This window comes from Kribbella sp. (assembly GCF_035687465.1).
In the GTDB taxonomy this organism is placed as follows: Bacteria; Actinomycetota; Actinomycetes; order Propionibacteriales; family Kribbellaceae; genus Kribbella.
In genome coordinates this window covers 1-2,237 of the sequence record NZ_DASRXP010000173.1, presented here as the reverse complement: position 1 = coordinate 2,237, position 2,237 = coordinate 1, and the positions used below count along the sequence as shown (strand labels likewise).

Annotated in this window: 3 protein-coding genes; all 3 read right to left on the bottom strand. The window is 66.1% G+C overall.

Going from position 1 to position 2,237, the window contains the following annotated elements; genetic code table 11:
- Window positions 1-630: ABC transporter ATP-binding protein (locus VFG33_RS08870; protein ID WP_325024334.1), on the bottom strand; the 630-nt coding region annotated here is incomplete at its 3' end.
- A 255-nt stretch (window positions 631-885) separates the two neighbouring features.
- Window positions 886-1,422 carry a DUF1889 family protein gene (locus tag VFG33_RS08865; protein ID WP_325024332.1) on the bottom strand — a complete coding sequence of 179 codons (537 nt, stop codon included), beginning with the start codon at window positions 1,420-1,422 and terminating at the stop codon, window positions 886-888.
- Window positions 1,423-1,451: 29 nt separating this feature from the next.
- Window positions 1,452-2,015: an HdeD family acid-resistance protein gene (locus tag VFG33_RS08860; RefSeq protein WP_325024330.1), complete on the bottom strand. Its 564-nt coding sequence runs from the start codon at window positions 2,013-2,015 to the stop codon at window positions 1,452-1,454.
- Window positions 2,016-2,237 lie beyond the last annotated feature (222 nt).

The window sequence follows — 2,237 nt, the reverse complement described above, 5'->3', positions numbered from 1 at the left end:
GTCCATCCGGTGGCTGGACAGCACCACGGCGGTGCCCTCGGCGGCGAGCCGGCCAAGGACGCCGTACACATGCTTCTTGCCGGCCGGATCGAGGCCGTTGGAAGGCTCGTCGAGCACGAGCAGCCGGGGCTTGGTGAGCAGGGCGGCGGCCAGCCCGAGACGCTGACGCATGCCGAGCGAGAAACCGCGAACCCGGTCGTCGGCCATGTCGGTGAGCCCGACCTCGGCAAGGACCTCGTCGATCCCCGCCGACCGCGCATCGCGACCCCGGAGCGCAGCCAGCGCGGCCAGGTTCTGCCTCGCGGTGAGCGACGGATAGAGCCCAGGGCCATCGACGAACCCCGCGACTCCGTCAGGAGCGGCCAGCGCCCGCCCGACCGGCGTACCCAAGACCTCCAGGCTTCCGCGGTCGGCGACCGCCAATCCCAGCAACAGCCCGAGCAACGTCGTCTTCCCGGCGCCGTTCGGCCCGACCAACCCGTGAATCTGCCCGGTTTCCACACTGAGATCGATGCCATCGAGGGCGACGACCTCGCCAAAACTCTTGACGATTCCGCGAGCCCGGACCGCGAGCGCCGGGTCCGTCCTCTCGACGTCCACGACCGAGGTAGCTGGCCGACTTCTCTTCATCAAGCGCACTCCGATGGGCGAACAACGTGAAGGGTTACCTGGCAACGTTGTCACCTCCGTCCCCTCAGGTCAGCACCCGGCAAGTGACCCGAAGGTGAACACTTGTTAACCCCCCTCTCAGAAACCGCCGAGCAGGCACCCGTTGACGGCAGGAACGCGGACTCACCCTTGCTGGATGATTCGCCGCTCACGCCACTCGGTACGGCCGTCGTGGGTATCAGGTGCTGATCGACCACTACGGGAGGCTCGTCTGGGTCAGCGCATCCCGGCTCCGCAGCCGGCGTTGAGTTGGGTCGCCAGGACTCGTAGGTCCCAGGCGGCGGTGCCGCGCCAGTTGAGTCTGAGGGCTGCTGCCATCAGCTCGTCGGGGTCGAAGGGATGACCTGACCGGCGCAGGTCGAGGAGTCCTTCGGTCACCAAGGCCCGGTCACAGGGGTGTGCCAGGCCGGTACCGCTGTTGATCACATCGGTGAACGACTCCATCGCGGTCCAGACGACGGGATCACTGACCAGACAGTCGCTCACGGAGATGACCGCACTCGTGAGGGGCTCGGGCCGGAACGCACTGATCCACGGTTTGAGGCCGCTGTGCGCGCCGATCACGACGATGGCCGTGGCCTGCCTGACCTCTTCAGCCGATGCCAAGGACTTCAGATCCGGCGGGCAGACGAGGACAGGACCTCGGCGCAAGTGCCCGAGCACCCATCCGAGAGCGGTGATGGCGCCGTCAGCCAGGCGAACCGAGGAGGCCACGTAGCCGCGATCGACGTGGCGCTCCTCTTCGATCATCATGGCTGCCGCACCGGATGTTCGTGGCGGGGTCAGGCGGTTGCCGGGTCTGCGGGGGTCGGCCATGGGTGTTCGCGGCGCTGCACGAGACCCATCAGGACGAAGACCAAGCCCCAGCACAGCGCGATCAGGCCGAGCCAGACCGCGATACCAACCGCGCCCCGGCCGGGGTTGGCCACCAAGAAGGCGCCCAGCAGGATCGACAGCGCGGCACCGACGAGGAGCAGCCAACGCGGTGTCAGCCGGTAACTGCTGAAGGCTGCGACAACTTCGACCACCCCTCGGACGATCAGCCAGATGCCGACGATCCAAGTCACGGTCTGGGCCGTCACGCCTGGGCTGAAGATCGCGAAGTACGCCACGATCACCGCGACGACTCCTAGGAGCGCACGCCCGAGGCGGCTTCCCTGTGTCTTCGCCTGAAACGCCTGGACCAGCAAGCTGATGCCTTCCAGCAACACCCAGAACCCCAACAGCACCATCAGTGCCAGCGCCGTCTCGATCGGCCACACGACAGCCAAGATGCCGAACACGATGCCGATCGCCCCGCGGACCACCAGCATCTTCCAACTCGACGTGAACAGCTCCCGATCCATGGTCCGACCTCCCCGGTCTCCGCGCAGCGAGGGTGCGCTAACGCTCATGGTCGTCCCGATCGGGGCCGCAGAGATCATCCAGTAGTGGTGAGGACGTTCTGTTCGCGAGACGCCAGGGTTGAACCGAGGCGAATTCGTGCTCGCAGAAAGGACGCTGCAATGAGTTTTTGGGACGTTGTGTGGTTCATCGTCATTACCTTTGCCTTCACCGCCTATCTGATG

What these genes read in the sequence shown, in the direction of transcription:
- VFG33_RS08860 (WP_325024330.1), bottom strand. Translation starts at nt 2,015, where the DNA reads ATGGATCGGGAGCTGTTCACGTCGAGTTGGAAGATGCTGGTGGTCCGC.
- VFG33_RS08865 (WP_325024332.1), bottom strand. Translation starts at nt 1,422, where the DNA reads ATGATGATCGAAGAGGAGCGCCACGTCGATCGCGGCTACGTGGCCTCC.